A 25,686-nucleotide genomic window follows, 5' to 3' on the forward strand; every position below is an offset into this window, starting at 1 on the left:
TCGACTCCTCCACGATTCCATTTCCACTTCGATGAACTCCTCCTCAGATACATTGCGCGGGAAAGTTGCCCTGGTGACGGGCGCCGGCTCGGGGATTGGCGCCGCAGCGGCCATCGCGCTGGGCGCCGCCGGGGTCCGGGTGGCGGCCCTGAGTCGAACCGGATCAGAGGTTGATCGGACGGTCAGTCAGGTGCAGGAGGCGGGTGGTGAAGGACTGGCGCTGGTCGGTGATGTGTCCTCGGCGGATGCCATGCGCGGGGTCATTGCAGCAATCGAAGCCCGTTGGGGCCGGCTCGACATCGTGGTGGCCAATGCCGGGATCAACGGGGTCTGGGCGCCGGTCGAGGAAATCACTCCGGAGGAATGGGATCAGACGATGGCGATCAATCTGCGGGGCACCTTCCTGACCGTCCGGGAAAGCGTCCCCCTGCTGAAGAAGCAGGGAGGCTCCATCATCATTGTATCCTCTATCCAGGGAAACCGGTCTTTCAGTGTGACCGGCGCATCCGCCTATGCGACTTCCAAGGCCGCCCAGGTGGCCTTCGGCCGGATGATCGCGTTTGAGTTGGCGGCGAGCGGGATCCGGGTGAACACGATCTGCCCGGGTGCGATCCACACCGAGATCAGCCGCAACTCCGTGAGCCGCAATCTGGACAAAATCAGCGTGAAGCGGACCTCATCAAACCGGGGTATTCCGCTGACCCAGGGGATCGGAGGCGAACCCCGCCAGGTTGCGGACACGATCGTCTTTCTCGCTTCCGACGCCTCCTCCCATACCACTGGGACCGAGGTGTATATCGACGGGGGCCAATCGCTCCAGTAGCGTCCCGACGCACTCCCTATTTGCGGGCGCGGATCTCTTTGACCACCCCGGAGGCGGCCCGGGCGTTGGACTCAATTGCGGCCCAATTCTCGGCCTTGATGAGGTCGCGTGGAGCCAGCCAGGAGCCGCCCAGTCCGGCGATGAGTGCACTCTCCAGGTAGGACGCCATATTCTTGAGGCTGAGGCCGCCAAGAGGGATGTACTTGAGGCCGAGGTGCTGGTAGGGCGCGGCCATCGATTTGAGGGTGTTCATTCCGCCGAACGGTTCGGCCGGGAAGTACTTGAGCAGGCGGCAGCCCAATTCCAGTGCGGACTCGATATCGGTCGGGGTCGCGATCCCCGGGGCGAAAGGCATGCCTGCCGCGATCGCCGCCTCCATCACCCTGCGATTGAATCCGGGGGCCACGGCGAACGCGGCACCGGCGCGGGCCACCTCGGCGATCTGGTCGGGGCGGATGACGGTGCCGACGCCGGCCAACATCTCGGGCACTTCGGATCGGATGGCGCGGGTCGCCTCGATCGCGGCCGGGGTGCGCAGGGTGAGTTCCATCGCCGAGATTCCACCGGCCAGGAGGGCTTTGGCGACGGGGACGGCGTGCTTGACCTCGTCAATGACGAGAACCGCGACGACGCCGCTGGCTTCGACCTTTTTCTGGAGTTCAATCGGGAAGGGAGGATTCATGACAGGTTTCCGGGTTGTTACGGGCTGGGAGAGAGGTGAATCGGAAGGAAAACAATGAACAGGAAAATGCTTGAGGCGCCACGACAAAACATGAATGACGGGAGGAATTTCCGGTTGGGTTGACGCTTCGAAAGGGTCAATGCAGAGTGTGGGGAAACCTTAAGCCACTTCCATTCATGATGAAGTCATTGAAGCTTGTATTCGCGTTGATCCTTATGGCCATCGCCTGCGCCACTCCTGGTCGGGCCCGAATCGGCGAAACGACCGACGAGGTGCTGGCCCACTATGGGGATCCGATTTCGACCGAGATTTACCGGGGGAGCCATGGTGGTGAGATCATGCAGGAAATCCGTTTCGAGGTGGATGGGGTCACGGTTGTGGTGACAATGGTCGAGGACAAGTGCGTCCGGGTTTACTACACTCAGCCTGAGCCGTTTTCCGATTTCATGATCCGTGCGTTGATGGAAACCAATTCCGGTGGCCGCCGGGGCAAGCTGACCAAGTACATGTCGGGCAGCGAAGTGGAGATGAAGACGTGGACGACGATCGACCGGAAGGAGCCCGAAATCACCGGCAAGGTGTTATCCGGGACGATCGAAGGCGATGTCATCGGGGGCACCCTCGAAGTGATCACTCTGGACTATATCAGGGCCGAGGCACTGCTCAACATGACGGGGAAGCGGCCGGTCGATCAATAGACTCCGTAGCGCAGGCAGGCCCTGAAATAAGCTTCCACATTTTCGCGCGGCGTGCCTTCGCGGAAACTGTCGGAGCTGCCGATGATGAATCCGCCGCCGGGTTTACCGATTTCCATCGCCTGGCGGACTGTCCGCTCGATCAGAGCCGGTGAGCCGTCTTTGACCACATGGAGAAGGTCGACATAGCCTTTGATTGTCGTCCTGCCGCCGATCGATTGTTTGGCCGAGGCCAATGGAAAGTCACCGGTCGGGGGCGGGGTGCAGGTTTCCAGAATATCGATGCCGGTCGAGGCGATCATCTCCATGGAATCCTTCAGTCTCCCGTCGTCGTAATAGTCGTAGAATCCGCCAAGTTCGTGGGTGAGCTCGACCTGCTCCCGGATCTGTGGGACGAAGACCTCCTCGAAGATGGCCGGTGACCATCCGGAAGAGAGCGAGTTGAAGAACCAGGTGCCGAAAATGAACTCGGCGCCTCCTTCCAGGGTTGCACGGATCTGTTCGAGGCAGCGCTGCCGGAAGAGACGGAACAATTCGTCAAACAGGCTCCGATCGTCGTAATAATCCATCATCAGGTCCTGCATATCGCGGGCGCAGCCGGCATGATAATCGAGAGGACTGTTGATCGTGACCATGATGACGCCGCGATCGCCGATCTCCTTCCTCGCCTGATCGAGGTGGTCGAAGTTGCGGTTGATCGGCGGCAGCAGGTAGCGCAGGGCGGGCAGATCGGCGCGAGACTTGACCAGATGCTCGGTCCGGAACGGATTGGGTGAGACGCCGAATTTCCCCCCGGCGGGTGGAACCAGGGTCCGGTCGGAGAGGACGCCGGCGGGCGTCCGGAAGGTCCTCTCAATAACGGTAAGTTCCCCCTCCATCGACTTGCTCTGGTCGACGGAGACCCCCGGGAGGTCGTAGGCATCCGGGCACGAGTCCAGGTAGTTGGGCGTGCCCTGGGGAATGATGAACATCGGGTCCATATCCGGGCAGGCCCTCAGGTGGGTGGCCAGGCTGTCGTCGCCGTGCTCGGATCTCAGCCAGGCCCAGATCCGTGGGGAGACGGGGACCCGGTCCGGCTCCTCATGTCGGATGGTGGTGAGGATACGTTCTCGCCCGTTCATGGATGCGTTCATGGTGTGGGAGGGCGCCATCCATGGTGCGCCCGTTCAGTGCCGGTTGGAAGCCTCAAAGGGTCCGATCCGTCGCCTATTAAGTGGCCTGTTCGGCGCGATCAGGAAGCGGGGGTATGTATTGGTAGTCCGGATCCCTTTTCTGTCGGAATTGGATGTCGGCGATTCCCTTCCAGGTGGCCACAATGCCTTTGGGCGTGGGCGGAAGGTCGTGGCGGATCGTCCGGTGCAGGCGCCCCAGTTTGTAGCAGGGAACCGCCGCGAACATATGGTGCTCGATATGGAAGTTCATGTGCCAGTAGAGGAACTGGACGACCGGGTTGAGCGTGAAGGTGCGGCAGCAGAGCCGGAAATCGCCGACGTTGTCCTGGAGGCCGATGTGCTGGGTGTTGTTGCAGAGGAAGAAGAGCCATCCTCCGTAGAAGGGGGCGAGGGTGACGAGCACCGGTATCATCCAGAGTTTGAATACGATGGAGAGAACGAGGATGAGGCCGTGTCCGAGCAGCAGGCCCCGCGCCCAGCGGACCGGGACCTTCCGACCCTCCGGATCGGAAGCCGGAAAGAGTTTCAACTCCCACTCGCCTTCGAAGCGGCCCCGGGCGATGCGCACGACATACTTGAGGGTCCACCAGAAGCCGCGCAGGTTGATGAAGCCGTTGAGGAAGAAATCCCGGACCATCACCTTGAGGGGCAGAACCACCTCGAGGTCGTCGGGAGGGTGCAGGGTGTAGCGGTGGTGGCGGGCGTGACTCGCCTCGAACATGTGGAAATTGATCCAGCCGAGGAAGGAGAAGACCCGGTCGAAAAAGGCGTTGAGCGCGCGGGTCCGGAAAACGGTGCCATGACCGAGTTCGTGGACCGCGTTGATCTGGAAGGCGAAGACGGTGCCGTGCAGAAAGACCAGGGCCACCGTCAGCCCGACCGGCCAGTGACTGGCGGAGTAAAACGCAAGGGACCCGGTCAGGGCAAGCACGCCAAGATAACCGAGTGTCTGGAACCATCCGCGGAGATCGCTCCGCTCGTGAAGCTCCTTCAGCAGGCCGGTCTCGATCGGAGTCCGGTACCAGGAGACGGGAGCGGGCCGGGGCCCGGAGGCTGCCTGTTCGGTGGCGACATTCTTCAGGTCATTGCTCATACGGGTCGTTCTGAGGTTCTGCTCAGTTTCTGTTCCCGATACGCCTTCGGAGCGATGGAGGCAAGATTTTGATCAATGGCCGCCGCGGATTGCGCCCGGTCTTCCGGACGGCGACCAACCCGGACGAAATCGACCTCCGGATTGACCTTCCGGCAGGTGTTGCGTTGGGTATCGCCATGATGGATTTCCGATGGGTGATTCCTGTTTTCGTGGGGATTGTGTCCGTCCGGCTCTGTTCGGCGGCGAACCTGGTCACGAATGGGGATTTTGAGGGCGGCATGTCCGGCTGGAACAATCTCAGCGGGGGAACAGCGGTGGCGGCTTATGCGCTGGAAACCGCGGCTCCCTATGCCGGCGCGAATTCGCTCAAGGTGATCTTGAGCCAGGCCGGGGCCAATCCCTGGGATGCCCAGACGCTCGGCCCGACGCTGGATCTGTCTGTCGGACAGACCTACACCCTGGAGTTCAAGGCGAGGGCCGCGGCGGCCGGATCGACCGCCCGCATGGTCCTCCAGAACAACAGCTACCTCTCGAAGGATTTCGTGCTGACCGAAGCCTGGGCGAATTATTCCTGGACATTCGCCGCCCAGGAGACGGCGCCGCAGCTGAAAATGCATCATTTTGATCCCGGGACCTACTGGTTCGACAACCTGGCGTTGGAGGGTGATACGTCGGAGAACGACCCGGTCACGCTGAGGATCGTGCCGGAAAAGAGACACCAGATGATGGTCGGTTTCGGTGGGGCATTGACCTGGTACAGTGAACGGGTGCTTTCCAGCCCGCACAAGGCGGAGTTGGCGGCGCTTCTTTTCGAGGAACTCGGGGGCGACATCATCCGTTTCAAGAACTGGTATTACCCGGACGGCTATCCCGCGACGACCGACCCCGAACAGATCGGGAGCGAACGGTCCGACTTCCTCGCAACCAGGGAGTTTTTCCAGCTTGCCCGCGCGGCAGACCCCGAGGTCAAGGTCCTGCTCAGTTCGTGGAGCCCGCCGGCCGGGCTCAAGAGCAACGGCAGCCAGCGGGAGGGAACCCTGAAGAAGGAGGACGGAGTTTTCGTCTACGATGCATTGGCCCAGTACTGGGTCGACTCGCTCGACCATATCGGGTTTGAGCCGGACTATATCAGCATCCAGAACGAGCCGGGATTCATCACGCCTGATTGGGATACCTGTGCCTGGCGGCCTTGGGAGACCGAAGATTACCCGAGCTACACCATCGCGTTCGACCGGGTCTACGACCGGATCAAGGACCGGGAGAATCCGCCGCTGATGATCGGGCCGGAAGTGGAAAACGTGGGTTGGGTGTCATGGGGAAGCAATACCTTCGAGGAGTTCACGGCTCCGTTGAAGGGCAAGGATCACCTCGCCGCCTACGCCTATCACCTCTACAACTTTTCCAGCGCTGCCTCGATGGAGGGACACGGAGAGCTCAACGCGATCCGGACAGATTACGCGGACAAGCCGAACTTCATGACGGAGTTCTCCAAGAGCAGTATGGATTGGCTGGATACGGCGTTGGCCATCCACCATTCGGTGACCGAGGCGAACGCCGCCGCCTATATTTATTGGGAGCTGGTCTGGGATGCCGGTTCGCCGTCGGCGGCGATCGGCTTGACCGCCGGTGGCGATTATTCGGTCGGACCCCATTACTACACGATCAAGCATTACTCGAAATTCATCGATCAGGGTTTCCAGCGCCTCGAATTGACCGGACAATCGGCTCTCTGTCGGGCGACGGCCTACGTGAGTCCGGACGGTAAGCGGGTCGTGGTGGTCGCCCTCAATCGTGGTTCCGGGAGTCAGTCGGTCAGTTGGGATCTGCCCTCCCTGTCGGTGGTGTCGGCAAGTGCCTACCAGTCGACGGACAGCACGTTTTTCCAGGAACTTGCATCGGTTGACACGGCCGACACGGTTGTTCTGCCGGCGCGTTCCCTGACCACTTTCGTCATCGATCTGGATCAATCGATCAACGCGGGTCTTCCGGTTGCGGTGCTCGATTATTCTCTTCGCGGGGGAGTCGCCCGTTTCGAAATCGAGTCGGTGGCGGGGGGTGAGGCGGAGTTGTGGAGGAACCGTTCGCTTTCGCAGGAAGGATGGGCGGTGGTCGAGAAGCCGGAGTATCGTTTCGGTCAGACGACCACGACCATCCTGGACACCCAGGCCTCGGATTTTCCGCTCTTCTACAAGGTCACCAGCGCGCGCTAGGGCTTCCTGCAAATCTCGACCGACCCGGTTGTCTTCAGGTGTTCACGCCAGCCCGGACGGCGCATTCGAGGGATGAGTCATCAGGGGAGATGAGAGGGTCGATCTGATTGAGCGAAGAGACCGAGGAGCACACCGATGAAGTCGTATGAGGTGCCGACGCTCAGGAGGCGGGCATCAAAGGTGTCGCCGACTTGTCTCCAGGTGAGGCCCCGGTCGGTCGAAAATGTGAAGACGTAGGCTTCATCGTCGCCGGTCAGACGCAGAACAATCTCTGCCCCGGGTGTGGTCTCAAAGGTGTCGCCGACTTGACTCCAGGTGATCGCTGCGGTTTCGGTCGGGCCGCCGACGGCTTCCACGAAGATCTCGTAGGTGTCTGCGGCTGCCGAAGGGCGGCGGACGCCGAAGTTGTAGTGGTGTGTTTCGTTGTGGTAGGCGGAAAGGCCGGCGGTGACACCGGATTCGGCGGGCAGGCGCAGGGTGGTTTCCGCGGTGAAGCGGTTGTGCTGGAGGCGGCGACCGATGAAGGTCGGGTTGTGGCGATCCCGCAGGGACTCGGGACGCGGGGTGAGGCGAAGGGTGCCGTCAACGAGCGACCACCAGGATTCGAGCGGCGCCCGCAGGAAGAGCCAGGGGTCGCCCAGTTCGGCGCGATCGAATTCATCGCGCCAGGTGAAGTTTCCGGTGAGGGGAAACGCGGGGGCGAGGACCTCCGGACTGCCGGCGGGTTCGCGAAGGCCGGCACCGAGCGGGCCCTCTTCGACGAAAGGCACGGGAAGGCCGGGCTCGAGGATGACAGGCCAGTCGTTCATCCAGGTGACGGGCAGGAGGAAGGTCTGGCGCCCGGTGTTGTAGTGGTTATCAAGATACGGCGTGCAGCCGAGGAAAACCGTCCACCATCGGTTGTCCGGGCCGATGGTCAGGTCGGCGTGACCGGTGCAGGTGACCGGGTGTGGGCGGTCGGCCGGAAGATCACGCTGGGTCAAGATGGGATGATCGGTGAAGGGCGTGTAGGGTCCGTCGGGTTCCGGGCTGCGGAAGACGACCTGGGAATGGTTGACGGAGGTTCCACCCTCGGCGCAGGTCAGGTAATACCAGTCGCCGTGCCGGTAGATATGCGGGCCCTCGATCCAGACCGGTTTTGTGCTCAGGTCGACCCCGCCGTTGATGATGATCTTGCGGGGACCGCTGGGGCGCCGGGCGGCCACGTCCCATTCCTGGATCCAGATGGCGCGGTGTCCGTCGTAGAGCGGCCGGTTGTCCGGCGGTGGGCCGTTGTTGACGAGCCAGGCGCGTCCGGTCGACTCGTCGAAGAAGAGGGAGGGATCGATCCCGTCGAAATCCAGCCAGATGGGATCGGACCAGGGTCCGGCGGGATCCCCGGCCGTGACGAAAAAGTTGCCGCCGGCATCGATGAAGGTGCAGACGATGTAGAAGAGGCCGTCGTGAAAGCTGATGGCCGGGGCGAAGATGCCGCGGGTGAGGCCCAGTCCATCGTAGGGCAGCTGGTCGGGCCTGCTGATGGCGTTGCCGAGCTGAGTCCAGTTGACCAGGTCCCGGCTGTGGAAAACCGGGATGCCGGGAAAATGGGCGAACGATGAGTTTATCAGGTAGTAATCATCGCCGACCCGGCAGATGCTGGGATCGGGATAGTAGCCGGCCAGGATCGGATTGCGGAATTCGCCGGGCCGGAGGGGCGTCGCGAAAACTTCATCGCGGCCGGTGTATTTGAAGGATTCAAACACCACCGGTTCGGCAGGGCGTAGATCGGTCGAAGTCAAAGCGAGCGTCAGTGCGCAGAAGATAATTGAACGTGTCAATGTTAACGAGGGTTGGCGGTGGGAGGTTGGTCGATCAACCGGGTGCGGGTTTCGAGACGTCGGCGTGTACTCAAGTCATTCGAACGCCGTTGAAAACAGCGAAATGAGGACGCGGCGAAAAGCAAACAGGCTCGTTCAGTCTTGGTCGGTCTGTTCCAGGATGGAATGGAGTCGGGAGTCGGCGGCGATGCGTCGCTGTTCTCTTGACTTATCGGGTGAAGACACGTTCCATTCCCGAAATGGAAACGCCAGGGCGACCCTTTGATTCCCACCGGGCCGCAACATTCTCACGATCTGCTGCGAACACCGAGCCGAGAATGGAGAGCTCCGAGGTCTGCTTGCCTGCCTGGAGATCCGCTATGCGGGGGCAGGGTGGAACGGATCGTGACCGACCAGGGGTGGAAAGCATGGGGCGGGAAAATCGGCGGATGGGAAAGTCACGACTACGACGACGGGGCCTGGCCGGCAGCGATCGATTTGGGAGGTTCGGGCGATCAGCCATGGGGATTGGTCCATTCGCCGGACATGAACCTGCATGGACCGCAGTCGGCGGGCATTGAGGGTGAACTCCGCGTCACCTACGTTCCCCACGCCGGGCCGATCATTCAGCGAAACCTGGGAGCCCTGTCGTCCTGGCACTTCTCCCGGTTCGATCCGGCCACCGGGCACGAGGAGAGGGTCGGCCCGATTGTCGCCGATGCGGATGGCAACTGGTGCTGTCCTCCGCCTGTCCGGGGTGACCACGACTGGATCGTATTGCTGGAGAGGGTTCAGGACCCCGCGGATCAGAGAGGGTGATCCGGACTTTGCGGTTGTGACGGAATCCGCGTGAGGAAGGAAGAACCGGCCGGCGTCAGGGGGAAACGCGGATGAGGCGCACTTCGTAAATCGGCGGCACGCGCGGGGAGTCTTCGGCGGGACGGAACGTGAGACGCAGAACGCCCTGTGGTGCCGCATGGAGCAGGTCGGCGGGCACCGCAAGGGTGTCGGTGACGAAGCGTTCACCCCGATTGCCGGGCACGGCGACGGTGCCGACAAGGGTTCCGTTGATTTCGACGGTATAGCTTTCGGCGCGCCAGGCCTGGCCCCAGTGGGTAAGCTGGAGCTGCAGGTCGGATTCGTCGCGGGCGGTCAGCTCGTAACTGAACCAGTCGTTGGCGGCCCGGAAGGATCGGCCGAATTCATGGCCGGCCCAGGAGTCGCCGGTGGTGAAACCATGCTCCACCTCGGGCTGTTGCTCGCCGGGCGTGACCAGGTCGACGGTGCGGGCTTCCAGTGCAAGTCGGACGGCTTCGACGGTTTCCAGGTCAGCCACGACCTCTTCGTAGGCCGCGGGCGAGACGAGGCGCCAATACATCATGTAGCGCGCGTCGTGGACGCCGAAGAAGGGTTCGAGTTCGACTTGGTCGAATGAATCGGGGCGGATGAGACCGGCGGCGGTGAAGTGCAAAGGTTTACCGGGGACAGGGTGAATGCCTCTGGCCAGTTCGAGCGGGTTGCCCACGAACATGGGAGCGGCGTCGAGCGGTTCGAAGGCGCCGGACGCGGCCTGCCCCATGCGGGAATCATCGGCGATCAGGCCGGCGAGGTCCCCGGTTCCGGTCCTGGCGGCAAGAAGGATGGGGCCGTGCAGAACGGCGGCGTAGTCGGAGCCGTCGGGCAGGCGCTCGACGCGCGTCGACATCGGTAAAGCCGCGGTGATGCGATCACCGTTGTGCCACTCGCGCGTGATGGTGGCGTAGGAGGAGGGCGAGGAACGGACCTCAACGGGCTCGCCATTCAGGGTGACCGAGAATTGGCCGGCGGGCACCCAGGCCGGATGGCGCAAGTGAAGGGCAAAAGATCGCGGGGCGTCCAGCGAAAGGGTGATGGTGGTGATTTCCTCTTCGGGGAACCGGGTCTCCTGGCGCAGACCGAGGTCGAGATCTCGTGCGTTGAGCTCCGAGGCGATGAAGAGGTTCACATACACGCCGCCATCGCGATCGCTCGCGTAGATGAAGCGGCCGTATTTGCCGTGATTTTCGATGCCGGTGCCGACGCAACACCAGAAGCATTGCTCGGGTTGGGAGTAGACGCGGTAGTGACGGGGGCGGATGGGCGTGAAATAGACCATTCCCCCATGCCGTGGGTGTTGGGTGGAGAGGATGTGGTTGTAGAGGGCCCGTTCATAGTAATCGGCATACCGGACGTCGCCGCCGCGCCGGTAGAGCGCCTCGGTCAGACGCAGCATGTTGTAGGTATTGCAGGACTCCGGACCCTCGCGGGACTCGACCATGGTCGAGAAATCGTCGATCGCGTTGAAGTGTTCGCGCACGCTGTTGCCGCCGAAGGCCACGCTGCGGCGACGCACGACGGTGTCCCAGAAGAAGGCGGCCGCGTCGTCCCAGGTCGGGTCGCCGCCGAGCTCGGCCACGCGTGCGTAGCCGATGACTTTGGGGATCTGGGTGTTGGCGTGTTTGCCGGTGAGGGTGTCTTCCTGCTTGAGCAGGGGATCCAGAATGGCGTGGTGGGTGAAGCGCTGGGCAAGGCGCAGGTACTTTTCGTCGCCGGTGATGGCGAAAACATCGGCCAGGGTTTCCGTCATGCCTCCGTGCTCGGTGCCCAGCATGATCTGGATGTCTTTATCGGAGAGGCCCGCGAGGAGGTCGCCGCACCAGTCGGTCAACCGGATGAGAATATCGCGGGCCTGGGCGTTGCGGCCGATCACCCAGGCATCACGCAGGCCGGCGAAGGTCTTGTGCAGGTTGTACCAGGGCACCCAGGCGCCCCCGAGGCTGAAGCTCTGGGCTTCGAAGCCGCCCGCAGCCACCTTGTCCCAGACCTCTCCGGAATGGGGAACGGCCCCGACGTAGCCGTTGCCATTGGCGGCCTGGCAGATCGCGAGTTCGGCCACGCAGTAGTCCAGTCGGCTCTTCATTTCTGCGTCACCTGTGGCGGCCCACATCTGTGCGAGGCCTGTCAGGTAGTGGCCGAGGGTGTGGCCGTCGAGGCCGATACTTTCCCAATTGCCGTATTTGGGTGCCCGCGGTTCGAGGCCGGCTTCGAGGCGGAAGCCGGCGAGGAGACGATCCGGGTCGAGCGTGAGGAGGTAGGCTTTGTCGAGGTCCTGGGCGTGTTTGAAGGGGCCCTCGAGCAGCCGGACATCAGTGAGATCAAAATAGCTGAGCTCGGTCTGGACCGGGGCGGGTTCCCTGACTTCGTAGAGGAAAGTCGCGCCGCCCTTTCGGTCGGGCGCAGCGCCGGGAGAGTCGGCCGAGGCGAGGCCGCCGACGGCGGACGAGGCGGTGAGGAAACGGTTCGTGGCGAGGGAGAGCAGCATGGCATCGCCCTGGAGCATGTGCTGCCACTGGAAGACGGAGCGGGTGGCGTCGAGGTCTGCCTGGAGCTTGACGTCGGCGATGGCCCCAATTCCGCTCACGGTCACGTAGCCGGAGCCGTCGTTTGCTTTGAGAGCGACGCGTCCGAGACCGCGGTCAATCACGTGGAACCAAGCGGCGGAGGAATGGGCCGCGTCGCTCCCTGCGGGGAAGAGCCGGAGGCGACCATGCCAGGTGGTCAGGACGGAGTCGTCAGCGCGGCTGGTCAGGCGGATCGACTGACCAATGGGAATCGTGCGAACGGCGCGGGGTTCGTGGACCGCAAAGGAATCGAAGTCGAGGTGGCCGCCGGGGGTGCCGGCGTCGTTGAAGCTGAACAGACCATAACGCACACCCTGAAAGGTCTTGAGCTGGAAGATGAGAGTGAAGGGATCACCGACGGGTGTGAAGACCTCGCCATCGACGCTGTAACTGAAAACAGCCTGCTCGGTGTCGAAGTCGCAGTGGGCACGCAGCCAGATGCGGCCGGCCTTGACGGGTGCGCTGAAACGCTCGCCCCCGTTCTGGTCGACTCGGCGGAGGACAAGGTTACCGTCGGACCTCCTGCTGAGGCCGAGCCAGGCGTAGGGGTAGTTGAGGAGAACGAGGCCTCCGTGGTCGCCGGGGGCCATGCCGGCGGGATCAACAATGGTCGTGACGGTGGACTCGGGGCCGATGGCGCGTTGGGTGAGGGTGTTGCGGGCGGTCCAGAAATCATCGGCGGGCAGGGCGTGCAGGCGGAGGTGACCGGATCGCTCGGAGAGCGACCAGGCCTCATCGACGGGCACATGGTTCCACTGCCATACCCGGGCCAAGGCGGGACCGGAGAAATCATCATCTCGTTGGAAGGGCGCGTGCGGTTGGGAGGCACGTCCGGTGTTCGGCTTCACCCAGGTTCGGGGCGTGCGGAGCAGATTGCCGGGCAGACCAAACCAGGGCCAGTCGTCCTTCCAGGTCACCGGAGAAAGCGCGGTGAGCCGGCCGACTGCATTCTGATCGGTCATGGAGAAGCCCCACCATTCTCCGGTTGGGGTGTCGACGATGCCGCCCTGGTGCATGGGGATGGCGCCCATCTGCGTTGGTCGGGGTGGATGCACGGTGAACGTGCCGAATCCGCCCCAGCCCATGCCCTCGAGTCGATGGCCACTGCCGGTGCCGAATGTTTCCTGCGCGCTGATTGTGGCGACCTCGTAGGGGCCCTCGATGCGATCCGCCCGCGCACAGGCCATGTAGCCGACGGGATCATAGTTGGAACTGGTGATAGTGTAGCGGCCCTTGATCTTGTAGAAGTGCACGCCCTCGCCGATGCCGGCGTCTTCCGGAATGATGAGGCGCTCGGTGCCTTCCACAATATCGAGCAGATCGTCGGTGAGCCGGGCCAGGCGGATGCCGCGGTAGCCCCAGATCACATAGGCAGCGCCGTCGTCGTCGAAGAGCACGGAAAGATCGTGGAGAGAAACCCGCATGGACTCGTGCGTCCAGGGACCGGCCGGATCGGTGGCGCGAAAGTGCTGGGTCTTCTGGCCGTTGACGTTGGAGAAGATGTGAAAGACGCCGTCATAGTGGCGGAAGGTCGGGGCCCAGATGCCCTTGCCATAGATGTCTCCGCCTTCTTCCAGGCGGTACTCGGGACCCAGATCGAGTTTGTCGAAGGCGTAGGTGAGGAATTCCCAGTTGACCAGATCCCGGGAGCGGAGGATGGGCAACCCCGGCATGGTATGCATCGTCGTGCCGGTGAGGTAGTAATCCTCGCCGACGCGGATGAGATCCGGATCGGAGAACTCGTCGTAGAAGAGCGGATTGGTGTAGGTGCCGTTGCCGTTGTCGGCCATCCATGTTTCCGAGCGGATGGGACCGGCCGCGAGAGTGTTGAGGCTGGCGAACACGAGAAGAAGGCGTGACATTTTTCCGGACGGCTCAGCAGCGCGGCGGGCGGCTACCGGCCGGCCACGCCGACCACGATCTGGGTGAAGGAATGGGCGGGAAAGGCGTAGTGGATGGACGAGCCATCGGTCTTGATTTCCGATTCGACCGGCCGGTAGGAATCGCGATCGGCGTAGGTGTAGGGTCGATTGTCCGTTTCGTCCCGGTTGATCGTGCTGACGCTGGCGGTGGCGGCGAAAGGAGCGGCGATGCTGAGGATGTCGGTTTCGATGGATTCTTCCTTGTGGCGGTTGATCACATTGATGACGACCCGGCCGGTGTCGGCGTTGTAGACTGAGGAGACGTCAAGGTAGGGTATGGCGGTGTAGAAATCATCGACGCCAAAGGTATCGCAGACGACGGCGGTCTGCAGCGCAGCGCCATGGGCGCGGGTGGAGAAGGCTTTGAAGGCGAAAAAAGTCGGAGTCTTGTAGGTCGCGTCGGTCTCCGGGTCGCGGGCGAGGATGGACGTGAGCAGTGTGTAGTTGGCCATCTTGATATAATCCGCGTTGCGGATGAAGGCATTGAAGAACTGCGCGAGCGCGAGGGTCGAGAGGTGGCCTCCGCGGAAGGGCGGCGCCCACTCATCGAAGGAAATGTACATGGGCGTCTTCTTCCCGGTGGTCGAGACTGCCTTGATCTGGCCGACGGTGATATCGATCTTCTCCTGGAGATCGACGGCGCGTTCGCCGACGAAGGTGTAGTAGTCGTCGGAATTGTCCCAGTAGCGGTGCAGGGAGATGTAGTCGGCGACATCGTTGAGTTCCTTGATCACGGTCCAGTTCCAGTCGATCCACGCCAAGGTGTCCTTGTAGTTGGAAGAGCCGTTGGCGATGAAGGTCAGCTTGGTGCCGGGGGAACTGCGCTCCATTGCCCGGGCAGTCACCCGGGCCAGCTTGATGTAGTCCTCGGCATTCTTGTAGCCGATGATCCAGGGTTCGCCGTCAACCTCGTTGCCCAGGCACCAGTATTTGATGCCGAAGGGCTCGGGATGGCCGTACTCGGCTCGCTTGTCGGCCCAATAGCTTCCGACGGGGGCATTGCAGTATTCCACCCAGTAACGGGCGTCGTCGACGCCCCCGGTGCCGAGATTGATGCAGGCGACATTCTCGGTGCCAAGCAGGGCGTTGAGCTGGACCCACTCATCCGTGCCGACGAGGTTGGGCTCGATCACCCCCCAGGCCAGCTCGCGGCGTTTGGGTCGCTGGCTCTTCGGGCCGATGCCGTCGCGCCAGTCGTAACTGGAAGTGAAGTTGCCTCCCGGCCAGCGCATATTCGTGAGTTTGAGTTCGCGGGCAGCCTCCAGCATGCCGGTGCGCCAGCCGTTCTCGTCGGCATCGGGCGCCTCCGGGGCGTAGAGAGGTCCATAAAGTGTGTTGAACTTCAGGTCGGGGCGATTGATTCCGATCGGTTCCATGAAGACGCCGTAGATCCGTGGATCGACCTGATCGATCACGTTGTCGAGGTCGAAGGAGATGCGCGCTGTCCCGGCGAAAACGCCGAGCGGCAGCAGAAAGAGGACGGAGGTGAAGAGGAGTTCTTGGGTTTTCATGGGTTATGGAGACTGGGGTTGGACAACTGGGGGGGAGAAATCAAATGCGTGCCAATGCAGGTTATTGGGCCCAGGCCGCGCCTTCCGGAGTGCGGCGCCAGGCGAAATACTCATCGAGAACCCGGAGGGAGTCTTCGCGGGGAACGGGTCCGGGTGATGCGGTATTGTGGAAGATCATGACTTGCGGTGATTCGTTGGTGAACTCGGGCCAGACGGGCAGGCCCGGGCCGTTGGGGTCGCCGCGCTTTGCGAAGTTGGTCCAGTAGGTGGCCACGGTCTCCGAAATGGCGCGGTCGCCGTCGGTCAGGTTGGGATCGCCGGAATCGAGCGTCTGGAAGACGTAGGGCACGTCGACGCCATGAGGCATACCGTGATCAGCGGCGGGGGATTCCGGATCGTGTTCCGCGTGCTGGTCGAAGTAATAGAGGAAGACCCGGGAGTTTCCGGTTTGGGCCTGGAGGCGGGCCCAGCTCCACGAATGCCAGCCAAAGGCGGCGTCGCCGATGAGGTTGCGGGCGGTCCTTCCGACGCGGTCGCCATCGGGCGGGTAGGCGGCCAGGAGTCTATCGGCGAAGGGACCGTAGCGCCTGTGGACATTCGAGATGTATTCTCCCGCGTTCCGGTCTCGAGAGAAGAACAACCCTTCATCGGAATTGTAACCGATGAGGATATCGACGTCGTGGTAGTCTCCCGCCTTGTAGAGCACAAACTGGTCGCCCGGGATGATCCATCCGTCGACGACCGGCCAGGCCGCGCCGCTGCCGAAGCCTGCGGGAAGTTGACCGGGCGGCAGCTGGCGCAGCGCGGCGAGGGAATCGACTCCGGCGCTTTGCGCGTAGCCAACGCCGGCTTGCTCGGCGTCAGCCAGCTCGCGCATGTTCTCGCCCGGGTAGGTCGTTTCGCGCGAAGGCCCGAACGATCCGCCGCTCTGCGAGATGGCGCCCCGGAAGAGGCCGCGGGCCACGGGAGAAGCGCAAAGCATGCTGATCGAGATGCCGCCGCAGGATTCGCCGAAAACGGTCACCTTGTCCGGATCGCCGCCGAAGGCAGCGATGTTGCGCTGGACCCATTCCAGACCGGCGATCTGGTCCAACAGGCCGTAATTGCCGGAAACCCCCTCGGGCGATTCGGCGCTCAACTCGGGATGGGCGAGGAAACCGAGAGAGCCGACGCGGTAGTTGATGCTGACCAGGACGACGCCTTTGCGCGCGAGGTGCTCGCCATTGTGGACCGGCGTGGAGGTGGAGCCGAAGGAGAAACCGCCCCCGTAGATCCAGACCAGAACCGGCAGCTTATCTTCCGGGGAGCGGGCGGGAGTCCAGATATTGAGATAAAGGCAGTCTTCGCTGACGTTTCCGGTGCCGTCGCCCTGGTAGGGGTCGGGGGCAAACTCCGTGGCCGGACGAACGCCGTCCCACGGGACGGGGGGTTGGGGAGGCCGCCAGCGCAGGTCACCAACGGGTGGGGCCGCAAACGGGATCCCGCGAAAAACGGTGAGGCCGTCTTCGGAAACGCCCTGAACGAGTCCGTACTGGGTCATGACGGGTTCGGGCTGAGCTGCGAAGACCATGTCGGCGGCAAGGAACATGAGTGGAAGGGGAAAGAGGACCTTCAAATTCATCGGAACGGGGTGGCTCTGTCGAACAGGGGTTACGGGGTAAAATCGGGACTCGGAACGATGGTAACCATGTCGGGCTGAATCGGGCGGCGAAAGCATAGACTTGGCCTAGCGTTTGTCCGGGTTACGCCATTTTTGGACCATCGGGATCGGTCCTCATCCCGATCATCCCAACAGCGGCCGGGAGCCGCAGCCATCCTGAAAACGCTTTGTCCGATCACACTCCGAGTGGCGTGGGCTTGTATGTTGCTGACATCCAGACTGTAGAGCACGACAACCCGAAAGATTCGCTCATGGCCTTCATGGGTGCAGGGCTTGGATTGTTCTGCTTCGCTATGCTCGCGAGTGTCGTCGCTTCGCTCCTCGGTAGGACCAGGGTTCAACTCCAAGCCCTGGAAAATGGCGAAGGCCGGTCTCCTTGCGGAAACCGGCCTTCATGGGTGCAGGGCTTGGATTTGAACCAAGGACCTTCAGGTTATGAGCCTGACGAGCTACCAGACTGCTCCACCCTGCAATTTGTGGGAAGGCGAGAAATTGCCGGGGATGGGGTTCCTGTCAAGATTCGATCTGGATTATTTCCGGGAAATCTGCGGCCTCCACCCGGGAATCTCTGCTTTCGGGCTTGCTTTCAGTCTGTCGGGACCTACCTGTTATCCCTTTTCCCTCGATGCCGGGGGATTCCCGAAACCAGATAACTGAAACCTGTCCGTAAACTGAAAACTTAAGGCTGCACCCTTCGCAGACCTGTGCCTTCACCGGCATTCCCGCACCATGAACGTTACATTGAAAGACCTGCTCGACGCGGGTGTCCATTTCGGACACCAGACCAAACGATGGAATCCCCGTTCCAAGGGATTTGTCTTCGATCACCGCCAGGGGATCTCGATCATCGATCTGACGATCACCCACGAGGCGCTCGAAAAAGCCTGCAAGTTCGTCGAGAACAAGGTCGCCGAGGGGGGCAATGTCCTTCTGGTCGGCACCAAGCGCCAGGCTCAGGAGATCATCCGTGAGGCCGCGGCCATGACCAATATGCCCTTCTGCGCAAACCGCTGGATGGGCGGCACCCTGACCAATTTCCAGACCATCAAGCGAAGCATCGCCAAGTACAAGCGCTATCAGGAGATGGAGACGAGCGGTGCGATGGCCAAGCTCCCGAAGAAGGAGGAGTCGGCCATCAAGCGGGAAATGGCCCGGATGAATCGGAATTTCGAAGGGCTGGTCGATATGCCGGACATGCCTTCGATCATGTTCGTGGTGGACGTCAATTACGAGGATATCGCGGTGGCCGAAGCCAATCGGATCAAGGTTCCGGTGGTGGCGATCGTCGACACGAACTCCGATCCGACACCGGTCGACTACCCGATCCCGGGCAATGATGACGCCGTCAAGTCGATCCGTATCGTCGTCGAGTGTCTTGTTGAGGCCATTCAGGCCGGTCTTTCCCAGCGTGAATCGCGCCGGGTCAGCGCGGGCATGCAGGATGTGCGCAACCTGACGGTCCAGCAGTTTGCGGTCGGCACGGTCCCGGCCGGTCAGCGCGAGTTGATTCGCCCGAGCGAGGCTGCGGCATCGGTCGAGGAGGATGAGACGGCCGAGGCGGAGGATGAGATTGCGGTCATTGAAGAGCCGGATGACGTCGTCGATTTCGAGGAGGAAGAGGTTGTCGTGGCAAAGAAGCCCAAGGCGGTGAAGCCGAAGAAGGTCATCGACGAGGACGAAGTGGAAGCCGACGAAAAGGCGTGATCTTTCGGGATACGGGATTGAATCTATGAGCAATGTTGTAACAGCACAAATGGTCAGTGCCTTGCGCGAACGGACCGGCGCGGGCCTGATGGATTGCAAGCGTGCGCTGACCGAGTCCGGTGGCGATGCCGATCAGGCAGAGACCCTCCTGCGCAAGCGTGGAGTTGCCCAGGCGGCCAAGAAGGCGGGTCGGGCCACCAGCGAAGGTCTGGTTGAGAGCTATATCCACCTCGGCGGCAAGGTCGGAGTCCTCATCGAGGTGAATTGCGAGACCGATTTCGTGGCCAAGACCGATGATTTCAAGGCACTCTGCCGGGATCTCTGCCTGCAGATCGCGGCGGCCAATCCGACGGCGGTGAGCCGCGACCAGGTTTCGCCCGAACTGGTGGCCAAGGAGAAGGAGATCGCCGAGGCCCAGGTGGCCGGCAAACCACCCGCCGCCATCCAGAAGATCGTGGAAGGCAAGATGGACAAGTTCTACTCGACGGTCTGCCTGCTTGATCAGCCCTTCGTGAAAAACCCGGATCAGACCATTCAGGATCTGCTGACCGCGATGATCCAGAAAGTGGGCGAGAATATCGTGGTCAGCCGCTTCACCCGCTACCAGGTGGGCGAATAACCCCGGAAGTCGCCGGAGGGTTCGGTCAGATATGGATTTGAAGGCGGTGGAGGACCTATCCACCGCCTTTTTCGTGCGATGAAGGTTTCGCGTTGGCAGATCATCTCCCGTGGCTTGCGCAACCGGTGCCCGAACTGCGGCCGGGTCTCGCTTTTCCGCCGGATGTTCGAGGTGCATCATGACTGTCCCGCCTGCGGGATGTCCCTTGAGCGGGGCGAAGGCTTCTTCCTCGGGTCGATGTCGATCAATTACGGGATCACCGTCTTCGGCGTCCTGACCCCGATCCTGGTTCTTTATCTGGTAGGGGTATTCCCGGGTCTGGTCGCCGCCGTACTCGCGGTGGTTGGCGCGGTTCTCTTCCCCGTCCTCTTCTACCGCAGCTCGAGGAGCTGGTGGCTGATGGCCTACTTCTTCTTCCTCCCGCATCATCTGCCGGCCAATGCCCGGGAGCTTTCCGGCGGCGAAGACGAGAATATCTAGTATGGTGTCCGACAAATAGGCCAGGCAGGGGCGAGGGGAACTCGCCGAAGATGGGAGAGGGGAGACGGCAGACGGAAAAACAAACCGTAGCATACTACAGTTTGTTTTTGTTCTCAAACCCTACGGTCTATGCTACCTTTGGTTTCGAAAGAGATATACCCAGCCCTTCGACGGCGGGTCCGGAGGCCCTCGCCCTACCGTTGACATAGCATACATGGTAGGGCTGGACGTCCCTGGCCAGCCGCAATCGCATCATACAGGAAGGACTCCGCAGAAGAGACTTGCCCGGCCAACACATTTGCTACGTTTTGTTTCTCCGGGCGGCCCGGGTGATTTCACCGATCAGGTCGTCCGCCTCCTTTTCCGAGGCCATTTCCTCCCCGATGGTCAGCCAGACGCCGGCGCTGCCGAGGTGACCGGCCATCTCGATCGCATCGCGGGCGGTTTCGCAGATGACCTGGGCTGCATGACCCGAGGCAAGGATGTGGCGGTAGGTCTCGGTCCAGCGGGTGACCGGGCCGGCGCCCGCGCCGTAGACCCACTGAATGGCCTGAATCCGGTCGATCGAGAGGATGAGGTCGAGATGACGGAGCGCATCGGGACCGTCCAGATGGAAGAGGGACCGTTCGGTGAAGGCGATCTCCTTGTGGATGGTGGGCAGGATATGGTTGGCGGCCATCTCCCCGGAAACCAGGGCGAGGAAATCGCAACTGGAGACATAGGCCGGACCTGCGTGCCAGAGGGGACACCAGGTGGTCGAGCCCTGGCCGGCCTGCTCAAGAATCCCGTAGACCCGCCGGAAGGCCCGGTCGTAGGCGTCGGCGGCGTGGAGGCCTGCCCGATGAACCTCGTCGGGTGCGTCGACCAGATCGAGACAGACTCCCTCGGGGCCGCGAACCGCGGCAAGGATATCGTAGGCGCCATGAAGGTCGGGCAGGCCGGTCAGGTAGCGCCCCCGCCCCTGCTCGAGGCAAAGCCGCATGCGTTGCTCAATGGTCTGCCAGAACGGATTGTCGAAATCGGGCTCGGTTTCCAGAAAGTCGGTCCATGCTTCAGGTGAATCGTAACGACGATGGGACCAGGAAGTGTTTTCACCGAATTCCAGATCGCAGCCGAACAGTGTCGCGGTGAGATCGGGTCCGACGTTGGGATGGTGCACCGGAAATGTCTCGGCCACCCAGGGACGGCAGGAAATCCGGGCATCGGCGAGAGCCAGGGTGTATTCCGAATTCATCCATCTCTCCACAAGACTGGAGGGGGCCGGGGGGAGAACGGGTTCACGGTCGGATCGAACGCCAACGGATACGATCGGGCGTCCGCGGTTCTGGCAGAGCCACCAGGATTCGTAGCGTGCGGCAGCCTCTTCGAAGTCGGGCTTGAGGGAGAGGGTGAGGGGCATGGGGGAAGCGGTCAGAGGTCGGTGGTCAGAGGACAGAGGAGGAATTTCTTGGGGAGGGGATGAACACCCGCTGCGCTTGAGGTAACCAGGGTGAGGAAGGGGGACGAGAGGCCAGGGGCAAGGAGTCAGGACAGAGTGGGACGGAGGACTGTGGGGAAGCGGTCAGAGGCCGGAGATCGGAGGGGCAGAGGGCGTGTCAGGGGGATGCGAGGGTGGCGAGGGAGACTTCCATCGGCCGGAGATGGGTGTCCCGACCCCAGATGTGGCGGGCGCGGTCGAGGTAGTGGAGGTAATTGCGCAGGGAGACGTCGGGTGGAACGCGGTGGTCGGGTAGGGGGATGAAACCGCCCGCCTCCACCAGCGGGGTCAGGCGTCGGATTTCGGCGTCGATCTCGGCGGTGGAGCGGGCGAGGATATGCTTGTCGAAGCCGCCGATGAGGAGAAGGTCGTTCCCGTATTCGCGGCGCAGGGCGACGGGGTCGGCCCCCCAGGTGCCGACTTCGATCGGGAACATGGCGTTGACACCGGCCTCCATCCAGTGGGGGATGAGGGCATCGATCTTCCCGTCGCAGTCGACCCAGATGATGTCGATCCCGTGGCGGTGGAGCAGATCGGTGATGCGGCGGTAGTGGGGAACGATGAATCTCCGGAAATGGGTCGGGCTGAGGAGGGGACCATTGTTGAAGCACATGTCCTCCCAGAAGTGGGCGCAGTCGAAGATCCCGCCCGTGGCGAGGATGCGTTCGAGGGTGCCATAGATGCAATCCGCCACCGTCGTGACCATCTCCTCGAAAAAGGCGGGATCGTCGTAGACCACGTAGGAGACGTTTTCCACCCCCATCCAGTCGCGGATCCGGCCAAACAGGCTGCCGCAGAAGAGCCCGAGGACGGTTTCACGGGCGGGGTCGCGCCAGGACCGGGCGCGGGTTTCGAGATCCGCGGGAAAGCGATCGGGATGCGCGGGATCAAGCCTCGGCTTGTAGTGCTTCTCCCATGACTCGCGATCGACGAGAAGGTGTTCGAGATGCTGGGGGATCGAGCCCATGAACTTGCCCTTGAGCACCCGGACACCGTCGATCTGCTGGACGACCTCGTTCTCTCCCCGGTCTTCAAGGACCTCGTAGGGAAACCAGGGGCAGAGCTCGGGATTGATCCCGGAACTCGGTTCGTAGTTGTCCATGCCGAAAGCCCGGTCGGTGTTGGTCTTGTCGACCCATTCGGGAAGTCCCTGCTCCCTCCAGATGACGAGGGTTTCATCCCAGAAGCCGAAGTCGCTGATGGGCGACCGGTCGCGATCCTGATACCGCAGAGTGGCCAGAAAGCGTTCGCGCTCAGTCATGTCTGGGATTAGCTTGGCTAACCTCGGGGGCTGCGTCGATGACGAAGACTAATCCTGGAGAGCGGATTGCTCGGATCCGTTCGGAGTGGGGAAGGGAACCGGGCGTGTCTCAATCCAGTCCCAGAAACTGATAGAAGGGCCGGGGATTCCGGAAATCGCGCAGGATGAGGTCGGGGTTGTGCGCGAGAAGGCGTTCGGCGCTGAACTGGCCGGTGGCGACGGCAACCGTGGCCGCGCCGATCGCCTTGCCGCACTCGATGTCGTAGGGGGTGTCGCCGACCACCACGACGTCCGCACCGGAGAATCCGAAATCGTGAAACTCGCTCGCCCGGCGCAGGGCATGGGGGCCAAGTTCGTTGCGGATGGCACTGTCGTCGGCAAAGGCTCCGTAGGGGAAATAATGCCAGACATCGAAGTGTTCGAGTTTGATCTGCGCCCCTCTGGCAATGTTGCCGGTAAGGAGCCCCTGGGCGACCCCATCCGATCCGGCCAGACGCTCGAGGACTTCGGTGACCCCGGGCAGGGTGACGGCGGGACCGTTGTGCAGTTCCTCGCCTAGAAAACCGAGGTAGGCCTCGAAAAAACGGTGGATATTGTCGTGCGTGTTTTCGATGGAGTGGAGGGCGAAGATCTGTTCGGCGATGTAGCGGTCGGTCCGGCCGGCGAGTTCAACCCTCTCGAGCGGCCCCTCGATGGAGAATTCGGACTTGAGGGCGCGGATGAGGGCGCGTTCACCGGCGCGAGCCGAAGTGATGAGGGTGCCGTCGATATCCCAGAGAATGAGGCGCATGGATTGAAGACTGGAGAGAGTAATTTCGGAATGGAGAATAGTAGATCGGAAATTGGGATATGCAAAGAACGGATGAATCCAAGATGGTGGCGATGGGAACGAACCGGATCGGGTTCAGCCTTTTCATTCGTTGATTCCTCGCAGTTTTCCCGGTTCCTGATTTCAGGTGGCCCGGGCGGCGGCGAGCCGCGGTCGGGCTCTCGCGGTGACGAGGCAGGCGGCGAGGATGAGTCCGGCCCCGACCAGTTCGATCGCAGTGAAGGTCTCGCCGAAGAAGAGGTAGCCTCCCAGGGCGATGAGAGGCGGCAGGAGCAATTGCATGATGGAGCCCTGGGCCACGGGCAGATCCCGGTAGGCCTGGGTCATGGAGAGCTGGCCAAACGCGGCAAGCAGCCCGGATGTGACCAGCAGGGCGATGACGAGTCCCGAAAGGGGGACCCCGTGCAGGGCGGTGGGACCGGCGGAAAGGAGGATGCCATAGAAGCATTGAGCCCCGAATATGGTGGAGCTGTTTTCCTTCTGGTGGAGTCGGCGGATGCAGACAACGACGGCACCGGCTACGATCGCCCCGATGATTCCAAGAGTCTCGAATTTATCGGGTGCGTGAAGGTCGGTGATCCCGGTGAGAAGCGCCAGCCCGATCATGGACAGGACAAGGCTGACGACGACTCGCCCGGTCAGCTTTTCGCGCAGGAAGACGCCGGCCATGACGGCGCCGAAGACGACGTAGGTATTCGAGATGAAGGTGGCCCGGCCGGCTCCCAGTTCGACGATGGTCAGGTAGAAGATCCAGACGCCGACGCCACCTAGGACGCCACGGAGGATCAGCAGGGGGTTCGAGATCATGTGCCGGGGATGGAATCCCCCCCGCCGATAGAAGAAGGCGTAAAGGACGGCGAATCCGGCCAGAAAACGGAAGGTCGAGACAATCCAGGCATTGACGGAACCGAGGTCGCCGATGGCCCGGATGAGCAGGGTGTTCCCGGCAAAGAGGACAACCGAGAGCAGCATCAGGACGACGGCACCCCGGGTGGAGGGCATCGTCGTTTCGGATGCGGTCGTTGATGTGGTCGTGGTCATCATGCAAAAAGCCGCGCCAGTTGGGACTGGGCGCGGCTTCGGAATCAGGAGGTTGGATCTATCTCTCAACAAGACCATCCATGCCGGAGTGCGCCGCGAGACCCCGGGCGAATCTTTCGCCAGGTCGTCGGGGCGATCGGAAGGATCGTGTGCGCTGCGGATGAGAGGGTCATAGGAACGGATCAAAACGAGGGATGGGCTCTGCGTCCAGTTCGTAATCCACCCATTGGAATGCGCGCGATTTGGCGTGCATCAGGCCGTGAGGGAGATTTGATTCGAAGGCGCTCATCTTCGTCGTCCGCAAACCCCCGTCCCCTGCCTGTCGACCGTCATGTCATCCGTCCCCAGAATCACCGTCATCGGAGAATTGATCAACAACGCCTACGCCCGCGCCAAGAAGGCCTGGCTGGCCCGGGATGTGGTGGGCTACCAGGGCCTGGCCCGATTGCAGGACGAGGGAGGCGCCGAGATCATCAACCTGAACATTGATGGCACCCAGAGCCTCAGTGTGCGTTTTGAGGAGATGGCGGCGTTTCTCCCGGTGGTCATTCCGGCCATCCAGGAAGTCAGCGATATCGCCCTCAGTTTTGACAATCCCGACATTGCCTACCACCAGGTCGCTCTCAAGGCCTTCGACCGCTCCCGTTCCCGGGCCAAGCCGGTCCTGAACTCCCTGGCGGCCTCGCGGCAGAATCTGGACGGCCTGATCGGGTTGATCCGCGATCATGACATGCGCTGCATCGTCATGGCGTCGGAGCGCTTCCTGCCCGGGGGAGGCAGCGGCCAGTCGATGACGGCGGAGGAGGCTCATGAAACCATCCGGATTTTCGTGGATCGGCTGGTATCCGAGGCGGGCCGGACGACCGATGACATCATCATCGACCCGGGTCTGGCGCCGGTCGGCGCGGACACCTACGGATTGACCACGATCGGGCTGGATGCGATGCGGCTCTGTTCGGCGGATCCGCATCTGAAGGGCCTGCATTTCTCGGTCGGTCTGTCGAACTTCGCCTGGGGAACACCGAAAGGCCTGCGTGACAAGCTGGAGCGCGCCTATCTGACGGTGGCCGGCCGGGTCGGACTCGATATGGCCCTGGCCAATGTGGAGCGCAATGCGCAGCCCCTGCCGGAGGATGATCCCATGGTGGCGAAACTTGAGGAAATCCTCGCCCTGGGCCGAAGGCAGGAAGGTGAGACGGTGGAGGATGCGGGCTACCGTCAGGCCGAAGCGATCATGGACCTCTGTGCGGAATACCGGTAAGGGCGGGCGACGGCTGCATCGGGATCGTCCG

Annotated in this window: 19 protein-coding genes and 1 tRNA gene; 8 read left to right on the top strand and 12 right to left on the bottom strand. The window is 62.2% G+C overall.

Translation table 11 applies throughout. The features are described from left to right. The first annotated feature begins 31 nt into the window (after window positions 1–31). Window positions 32–823 (top strand): SDR family NAD(P)-dependent oxidoreductase, encoded by a 792-nt coding sequence (locus tag R3F07_05285; GenBank protein MEZ5275773.1) that lies wholly within the window; start codon window positions 32–34, stop codon window positions 821–823. 16 nt (window positions 824–839) lie between these two features. Here the strand turns inward: R3F07_05285 and eda are convergent, their stop codons facing one another. Beyond that, entirely contained in the window at window positions 840–1,505 is a 666-nt protein-coding gene (gene eda, locus R3F07_05290; GenBank protein MEZ5275774.1) for a bifunctional 4-hydroxy-2-oxoglutarate aldolase/2-dehydro-3-deoxy-phosphogluconate aldolase, read from the bottom strand. Window positions 1,506–1,681: 176 nt separating this feature from the next. On the opposite strand from eda, the gene R3F07_05295 reads away from it, so the two are divergent. Continuing rightward, window positions 1,682–2,203: a hypothetical protein gene (locus R3F07_05295; protein ID MEZ5275775.1), complete on the top strand. Its 522-nt coding sequence runs from the start codon at window positions 1,682–1,684 to the stop codon at window positions 2,201–2,203. On the opposite strand, the gene R3F07_05300 is transcribed toward R3F07_05295, so the two are convergent. Beyond that, window positions 2,197–3,321, bottom strand: a complete 1,125-nt coding sequence (locus tag R3F07_05300) for a uroporphyrinogen decarboxylase family protein (GenBank protein ID MEZ5275776.1) — start codon at window positions 3,319–3,321, stop codon at window positions 2,197–2,199. The two genes, R3F07_05295 and R3F07_05300, sit on opposite strands and share 7 nt — an antisense overlap. Before the next feature lie 88 nt (window positions 3,322–3,409). Continuing rightward, on the bottom strand, window positions 3,410–4,465 hold the full coding sequence (locus R3F07_05305; protein MEZ5275777.1) for a fatty acid desaturase: 1,056 nt from the start codon (window positions 4,463–4,465) through the stop codon (window positions 3,410–3,412). A gap of 89 nt (window positions 4,466–4,554) precedes the next feature. On the opposite strand from R3F07_05305, the gene R3F07_05310 reads away from it, so the two are divergent. Further along, on the top strand, window positions 4,555–6,675 hold the full coding sequence (locus R3F07_05310; GenBank protein ID MEZ5275778.1) for a carbohydrate binding domain-containing protein: 2,121 nt from the start codon (window positions 4,555–4,557) through the stop codon (window positions 6,673–6,675). 80 nt (window positions 6,676–6,755) lie between these two features. On the opposite strand, the gene R3F07_05315 is transcribed toward R3F07_05310, so the two are convergent. Next, window positions 6,756–8,417, bottom strand: coding sequence for a glycoside hydrolase family 43 protein (locus R3F07_05315; GenBank protein ID MEZ5275779.1), 1,662 nt, complete (start codon window positions 8,415–8,417; stop codon window positions 6,756–6,758). 459 nt (window positions 8,418–8,876) lie between these two features. Here R3F07_05315 and R3F07_05320 point away from each other — a divergent pair, with 459 nt between their 5' ends. Next, the gene (locus R3F07_05320) at window positions 8,877–9,290 is read left to right on the top strand and encodes a hypothetical protein (protein ID MEZ5275780.1); all 414 of its coding nucleotides are present in this window, start codon (window positions 8,877–8,879) and stop codon (window positions 9,288–9,290) included. 55 nt (window positions 9,291–9,345) lie between these two features. Here R3F07_05320 and R3F07_05325 read toward each other — a convergent pair whose 3' ends face one another. The 4 genes from R3F07_05325 to R3F07_05340 form a co-directional block, all read right to left on the bottom strand. Then, the gene (locus R3F07_05325) at window positions 9,346–13,752 is read right to left on the bottom strand and encodes a glycoside hydrolase family 127 protein (GenBank protein MEZ5275781.1); all 4,407 of its coding nucleotides are present in this window, start codon (window positions 13,750–13,752) and stop codon (window positions 9,346–9,348) included. A gap of 32 nt (window positions 13,753–13,784) precedes the next feature. Then, the gene (locus R3F07_05330; GenBank protein ID MEZ5275782.1) at window positions 13,785–15,323 is read right to left on the bottom strand and encodes an alpha-L-arabinofuranosidase C-terminal domain-containing protein; all 1,539 of its coding nucleotides are present in this window, start codon (window positions 15,321–15,323) and stop codon (window positions 13,785–13,787) included. A 61-nt stretch (window positions 15,324–15,384) separates the two neighbouring features. After that, window positions 15,385–16,944: a carboxylesterase family protein gene (locus tag R3F07_05335; protein MEZ5275783.1), complete on the bottom strand. Its 1,560-nt coding sequence runs from the start codon at window positions 16,942–16,944 to the stop codon at window positions 15,385–15,387. 434 nt (window positions 16,945–17,378) lie between these two features. Next, window positions 17,379–17,455: transfer RNA gene (locus R3F07_05340), tRNA-Met, on the bottom strand. A 257-nt stretch (window positions 17,456–17,712) separates the two neighbouring features. On the opposite strand from R3F07_05340, the gene rpsB reads away from it, so the two are divergent. From rpsB to R3F07_05355, 3 genes are all read left to right on the top strand, one after another. Then, on the top strand, window positions 17,713–18,687 hold the full coding sequence (gene rpsB / locus R3F07_05345) for a 30S ribosomal protein S2 (GenBank protein MEZ5275784.1): 975 nt from the start codon (window positions 17,713–17,715) through the stop codon (window positions 18,685–18,687). 25 nt (window positions 18,688–18,712) lie between these two features. Beyond that, entirely contained in the window at window positions 18,713–19,306 is a 594-nt protein-coding gene (tsf, locus tag R3F07_05350) for a translation elongation factor Ts (protein ID MEZ5275785.1), read from the top strand. A gap of 78 nt (window positions 19,307–19,384) precedes the next feature. After that, entirely contained in the window at window positions 19,385–19,786 is a 402-nt protein-coding gene (locus R3F07_05355; protein MEZ5275786.1) for a DUF983 domain-containing protein, read from the top strand. A 301-nt stretch (window positions 19,787–20,087) separates the two neighbouring features. On the opposite strand, the gene R3F07_05360 is transcribed toward R3F07_05355, so the two are convergent. The 4 genes from R3F07_05360 to R3F07_05375 all read right to left on the bottom strand — a co-directional run bounded on the left by R3F07_05360 (window position 20,088) and on the right by R3F07_05375 (window position 24,355). Then, a complete protein-coding gene (locus tag R3F07_05360) occupies window positions 20,088–21,185 on the bottom strand; it encodes a hypothetical protein (GenBank protein MEZ5275787.1) in 1,098 nt (365 codons plus the stop codon). 196 nt (window positions 21,186–21,381) lie between these two features. Then, complete coding sequence (locus R3F07_05365; protein MEZ5275788.1) at window positions 21,382–22,524, bottom strand: uroporphyrinogen decarboxylase family protein; 1,143 nt, start codon at window positions 22,522–22,524, stop codon at window positions 21,382–21,384. A 109-nt stretch (window positions 22,525–22,633) separates the two neighbouring features. Next, complete coding sequence (locus tag R3F07_05370) at window positions 22,634–23,314, bottom strand: HAD family hydrolase (GenBank protein MEZ5275789.1); 681 nt, start codon at window positions 23,312–23,314, stop codon at window positions 22,634–22,636. 162 nt (window positions 23,315–23,476) lie between these two features. Then, the gene (locus R3F07_05375) at window positions 23,477–24,355 is read right to left on the bottom strand and encodes a DMT family transporter (GenBank protein ID MEZ5275790.1); all 879 of its coding nucleotides are present in this window, start codon (window positions 24,353–24,355) and stop codon (window positions 23,477–23,479) included. A gap of 370 nt (window positions 24,356–24,725) precedes the next feature. Between R3F07_05375 and R3F07_05380 the strand changes: the two genes are divergently transcribed. Beyond that, complete coding sequence (locus tag R3F07_05380) at window positions 24,726–25,655, top strand: dihydropteroate synthase (protein ID MEZ5275791.1); 930 nt, start codon at window positions 24,726–24,728, stop codon at window positions 25,653–25,655. Window positions 25,656–25,686 lie beyond the last annotated feature (31 nt).

The sequence above is a fragment of the Opitutaceae bacterium genome (assembly GCA_041395105.1).
Lineage (GTDB): Bacteria > Verrucomicrobiota > Verrucomicrobiia > Opitutales > Opitutaceae > B12-G4.